This window comes from Pseudarthrobacter naphthalenicus (assembly GCF_029076445.1).
Classification (GTDB): domain Bacteria; phylum Actinomycetota; class Actinomycetes; order Actinomycetales; family Micrococcaceae; genus Arthrobacter; species Arthrobacter naphthalenicus.
Genome location: NZ_JARESG010000054.1, coordinates 1 through 5,053 on the forward strand (window position 1 = coordinate 1; position 5,053 = coordinate 5,053).

General features: G+C 58.3%; 5 protein-coding genes. 2 read left to right on the forward strand and 3 right to left on the reverse strand.

The features are described 5' to 3' along the window. Window positions 1–61: 61 nt before the first annotated feature. Entirely contained in the window at window positions 62–1,243 is a 1,182-nt protein-coding gene (locus tag PY310_RS21160; protein ID WP_275216600.1) for a tyrosine-type recombinase/integrase, read from the forward strand. A 157-nt stretch (window positions 1,244–1,400) separates the two neighbouring features. Further along, window positions 1,401–3,641 (forward strand): tyrosine-type recombinase/integrase, encoded by a 2,241-nt coding sequence (locus tag PY310_RS21165; RefSeq protein WP_275216601.1) that lies wholly within the window; start codon window positions 1,401–1,403, stop codon window positions 3,639–3,641. A gap of 208 nt (window positions 3,642–3,849) precedes the next feature. Here PY310_RS21165 and PY310_RS21170 read toward each other — a convergent pair whose 3' ends face one another. The 3 genes from PY310_RS21170 to PY310_RS21180 all read right to left on the reverse strand — a co-directional run. Then, entirely contained in the window at window positions 3,850–4,197 is a 348-nt protein-coding gene (locus tag PY310_RS21170) for a hypothetical protein (RefSeq protein WP_236803008.1), read from the reverse strand. Window positions 4,198–4,205: 8 nt separating this feature from the next. Next, window positions 4,206–4,685, reverse strand: coding sequence for a hypothetical protein (locus tag PY310_RS21175; RefSeq protein ID WP_275216603.1), 480 nt, complete (start codon window positions 4,683–4,685; stop codon window positions 4,206–4,208). A gap of 140 nt (window positions 4,686–4,825) precedes the next feature. Then, window positions 4,826–5,053: hypothetical protein (locus PY310_RS21180; RefSeq protein ID WP_275216604.1), on the reverse strand; the 228-nt coding region annotated here is incomplete at its 5' end.

Sequence of the window (5,053 nt, forward strand, 5' to 3'; positions counted from 1 at the left end):
GTCCTGTTAACTGAACTTCATCGTAGAGTCTGGATCAGGGTTCTCCGGAGAGGTGGTACTCATGGACGACGTGCGGCTCAAACTGCTCGAGGGACGGACTGGCCTACTGGCAATAGGCGCCGTGGTCCCAAGAACGGACGGCCTCTTGCCCTACGTCGTCATCGACGACAAAGGGCAAGAGATCGAGGACTTCTCAGTGTTCCTCCGGGATCTCGTTCTGAGCGATATGAGCCCTTTGACCGTCCGCTCCTATGGCAATGACCTGCTCAGGTGGTGGCGCGTTCTTAGTCTGCTCGGCAGTGGATGGGAGCAGGCGACCCGCGCCGAAGTCGAGGTCCTCGTGGGATGGATGCGGTCCGCAGTGAACCCTCAGCGGCCGGGGACTGGTAACCGGGGCAGGAATTCGCGCACCGGTAAGCGTCCCCTGGCCGGGGGCTATGCACCGGCAACTATCAATCACGCCCTCTCGGTAATCTCGTCTTTTTACTCCTACCACGCACGCTTCGGTCGTGGACCCCTGATAAACCCGGTCCCTGAGGCTGCCGGCCGGAGACGACTCGTTCATCGAGGTCGGACCGAAACAATGCCACGGGCCAATCGGGCTCCTCTGCGGCAAAAGAAGTCCGAATGGCTGCCCCGTTCCATCCCGGATGACCTTTTCGACGATTTGATGGAGGCTCTGCGGACCAACCGCGATCGTGCCCTGGTGAGTATGTATGTCTCCTCCGGAGCCCGCGCGAGTGAACTGCTCGGCGTCCACGGCGATCAGATCGACTGGGCCGGGCAACGTGTATGGGTCGTATCTAAAGGATCCCGTCTCCTGGAGCCGGTGCCTGTCTCACCGGAATCCCTGCAGTATCTGACCATGTACTTCCACGAGCACGGAAGTCCACGGCCCGATGAATTGATCTGGCGTGCACTCCATGGCAAACCGCGGCCGCTCACGTATCACGCTGCCCGCCGAATGCTGCAACGGGTGAACGCAGTGCTGGGCACGGACTGGTCACTGCATGACTTCAGACACACGACCATCAACCGCATGGTCGCTGACCCTAATCTGACCTTGCCTGAAATCATGGCCGTCAGCCGGCACCGACAAGTCTCCTCGATGACTCCCTATCTACGGCCTCGGATCGATGAGGTCTTCCAAAAAGTACAAGAGCACATGGCATCCCCACGACCCCAACCAACGCTGACCCCAGGCTACGACCCCGACGACTTCTCAGTGGTGTTCGGTGCCTAAGGCCCTTAAACGACCACAACAGCGGCCGGTAAACGCAGCTGTTCCCGGGAGAACCCGGAACCAGACCGTCATCATTGCTGCTCCGGCGGCGCGACCGGAAATTCCGCCATGGCCTCGCGGTGATCTGGACACCGCAAGTCCCGAGAGCATCATCGCCTTGACCGACACGATATGGCCACGCAGTCAGCCACGTGAATCACTGCGCCATCACGGGCTGAAATGGCTGCTGTCTTATCTCGTAAGACACTCCGGACGGACCTGGCAGGAGAAATGGATCTCGTCAGGATTCAACGATGGTCACCGCAAGATACGCGAGTTGGCCACCGGAAATTTTCGTCTTGACGGTGAACTCGGACATTCGCTGATGCTCCTGTGCTGTCTACGTGTCATTCGCCCTTCGCTGGAAGCCTTCAAAATCAACTCGTTCGTCCGCTACCACGAGCATTTTGAGCAAGCACAAAACGATCCCGATCTCGACCGCTTCCTTGCCCTCGTTGAACAACAGGACACATCCAACCACTTCAAACGCTGCGCTCGGATGGATGTGGCATCAGCACTTACGACGCAGGGAATCCGGTTCGTTGACCTGAGCGCGGAGGCGTTACTTCACTACGCCGTAGCCACGCGCGAAGGGGGATGGGGCGGCGGTTATGAGACGCACGTCGGTTACCTTGCCTGGCGGGTGATGTCCGAATCCGGGCACTTTCCTGCCCAGGTCCCGCCAACTCTCCGCGCGGCGATGCGATCCCCGGCTCAGACGCCGGCCGAGTTGGTCGACAAACATAACATCATCAACCCGGACATCCGCGACGTCTTCGTTGCTTACCTGACCCGGCGCAGCCACGACATAGACTTCGCCACCCTGCGCGACCTTGCAGCGGACATTTGCGGCAAGTTTTGGAACGGCCTCCAACAGATCAACCCTGGCCAGGCGACTTTCGTCATCTCCCAAACGGACTACGAAAGCTGGCGCGCCGTGGTGGCCCTCCGCCGCGACGGAAAACCACGCCTTCAGCTCGAAGCCATCATGACGAACATCAGGGCCTTCTATCTCGACCTGCAGGGCTGGGCGGCCGAAGAACCCGAACACTGGGCCCGATGGGTAGCGCCTTGCCCGATCGCTGGCAGAGAGACCCGGACGGCGGGCAAAGCGGCCCGCCGGGCAAAAGAACGCATGGACTCCAGAATCCGCCTCCTCCAGCCAGTGCTCCCGGCTTTCATCGCCGCTGCCACAGAACGGAAAGATCACTTCCAGGAACTTCTGAAAGTGGCCGCCGAAACCCGCAAAGACGAGGTCATCACCATCGGCGGGAAGAAGTATCAACGGCTATACACCGAAGGAGACGCCAGGCACCGCCGCTTCCACGGAGCATCCAACGTCCGCGTGCTTGACCTATCCACCAACCGCAAGATCAACGTGACATTCACCGAGGACGCCGTCTTTTGGCAGTGGGCAGCCGTGGAGACCTTGAGGCACACCGGCCTTCGGTGCGACGAATTGCTGGAACTGTCTCAGCTGAGCATCCGTCAATACATCCGACCGAACAGCGAAATTGTCGCACTCTTGGTCGTCGCTCCCTCAAAAAATGATCGGGAACGAGTCATACCCATGAGCCCTGACCTTTTCCACGTCATCGCCACGATCATTCGACGCCTGACCAGGAACAGGGAAGGCGTGCCACTGGCGACTCGATTCAATCCCTACGACAGAGTCACTAGCGAGCCGCTGCCGTTCCTCTTCCAGCGCACCATCGGACAACGCACTGAAGTGATCAACGCCGGATCGCTTCGTGATGAACTGGCCAAACTCAGCGACGCCGTCGCCATCGATCATCCCGAGCTGGGTGGTTGCCGCTTCACACCGCACGACTTCCGCCGCCTTCTGGCCACGGACCTGGTCAATAACGGTCTGCCTATCCATATCGGCGCCGCACTCCTGGGACACCTCGATATCCAAACAACCCACGGCTACGTCACCGTCTTCCGCGAAGACGTGGTCCGGCACTACCAGAAACACCTCGCCGAGCGGCGGGCCGCGCGTCCAGCCCGGGAATACAAATCTCCAACCGATACGGAATGGGCTGAATTCGAAGAACACTTCGACAAACGGAAAGTCGAGCTCGGGAACTGTGCACGCCCCTACGCCACCCCTTGCGAGCATGAACACGCCTGTATCCGCTGTCCCATGCTCCAAGTCGACCCCGGAATGCTCGGTCGGCTCGACGAGATCCATTCAGACCTGATGGCCCGACGTGAGCTCGCTCAGACGAAGGGGTGGTTGGGGGAGATAGAAGGCATCGAACTGACCGTTCAGTTCCTCAAACAGAAACGCGCCGACGCTCACAGTGCTGTCCAGCGCGGACAGGTAGACCTGGGTATCCCGGCTGTCCGTCGCTAACGGGTAATTAGTTGGCAGGGCCGAACGCTGTCTGATCTTCCCAGGGCCGATTGGGAATCAAGATTTTCCCCTCCTGCCGGTTACACGCGGCTGGCCACGGGGCTCCTTGCCCGCGGCAACCGGCAGACCCGGGACATGTGAAGAGCACGAAAAGGTCCCCGGTTCAACCGGGGACCTTTTCATGCTCAGAGTTCACGCAGCCACCCTGTCAGGGGTTCCGCGTGCTGCTTTGATTTCTGGTCTCCCATTCTTCTGACTCGAAAAACTCTTCTAGCTCTGCCCGCTGACCTTCGGATACTTCAGCGCCATCATCAGCCAAATCAAACAAAGGTAAATAACCTTTCTGCTTGGCTAAGTCGTTGGCAATGGCCAGAGATGCTTTGTCTTCCGCAGAAACTTCTTCATCTCGAAGAATGCGTTGGGCTGCGTGCTCACCTCCGGAGACCTGCAATATCACCATGAGATCGAAATTTCTTAGTTCATGACGCTTCCAGATGCTTTTCAGTTCAAGTGGTCCGTAGGTTGTTTCGCCTGCCCTGTATTCCTGACTGTTCATTCAGACCCTCACTTGTAGCACTCCGTTGTATGCCGTCCTACTTCGCTTCCGTCCTTCTTAAGGTACATCGTTGCGGTGTAACGACCCGATCCATGATTGGCCGCGTAGAACGTGGAAGTGGTCAGGAAGCCGCTGCTGCTCGCTTGCAGCGTCTGACGGGGCCAGTTGTCGTACTCGCCGGTGCCGTCTGGGAAGGTTACGGACCACCAAGTCTCATAATATGCGCCGCCCTGAAGGTCCCATGCCGCGCCGCTGTATGCAAAAGAACTTCCGGAGCACCCTACATAGACGTCAACCTCTGGCCACCACAGACCGGACGGACTGGCTTGGTCATTGTCCGGCTCTTCTTTATTGAGCGACGGCGAAGGCGATGGCAAGGTGGTGGAAGCATAGCTCGGTGCAGCGACCGAGAATAAGGCCAGCATAGTCGCAAGAACAAGTAGTGCTTTACGGACAAGATTCATTATTCCCCCAATTTTCATTCTCATGATCAAACCTCAACTCGTAAGGCCTCCCGGTTTATGGCAGCCCAACAGAGCAGTAGAAGTGATCATTCCCCCAACTTGAGACCCCGGGGATTAGCCGGTTGCGATGAGTCTAGGGCTGGCGCATAGGATTATTCAAGACCTTAGATAAAGGATTGGCGCTGTGGGGCTGTGTATAGAGCAGCGCGGTCGGCCAAGGGTTTGGGGCAGGCGCGCGCGCATCTCTTCTTCAAATAAGCATGCTTTTGCAAAAAGGCATCAAAGACAGTTGTGAGCATCTCTTCCGCTGGCGTATAAATCGACCAGGTGAAGTACCGCGTACTAATCGTTGGGATCGGAGCGTACGCGGCGGTTGCAAAGTGCAGAGAAGC

Bases quoted from the DNA above. Each gene is read 5' to 3' on its own strand.
- PY310_RS21160 (WP_275216600.1), top strand. From the start codon at position 62: ATGGACGACGTGCGGCTCAAACTGCTCGAGGGACGGACTGGCCTACTG.
- PY310_RS21170 (WP_236803008.1), bottom strand. From the start codon at position 4,197: ATGAACAGTCAGGAATACAGGGCAGGCGAAACAACCTACGGACCACTT.
- PY310_RS21175 (WP_275216603.1), bottom strand. From the start codon at position 4,685: ATGAGAATGAAAATTGGGGGAATAATGAATCTTGTCCGTAAAGCACTA.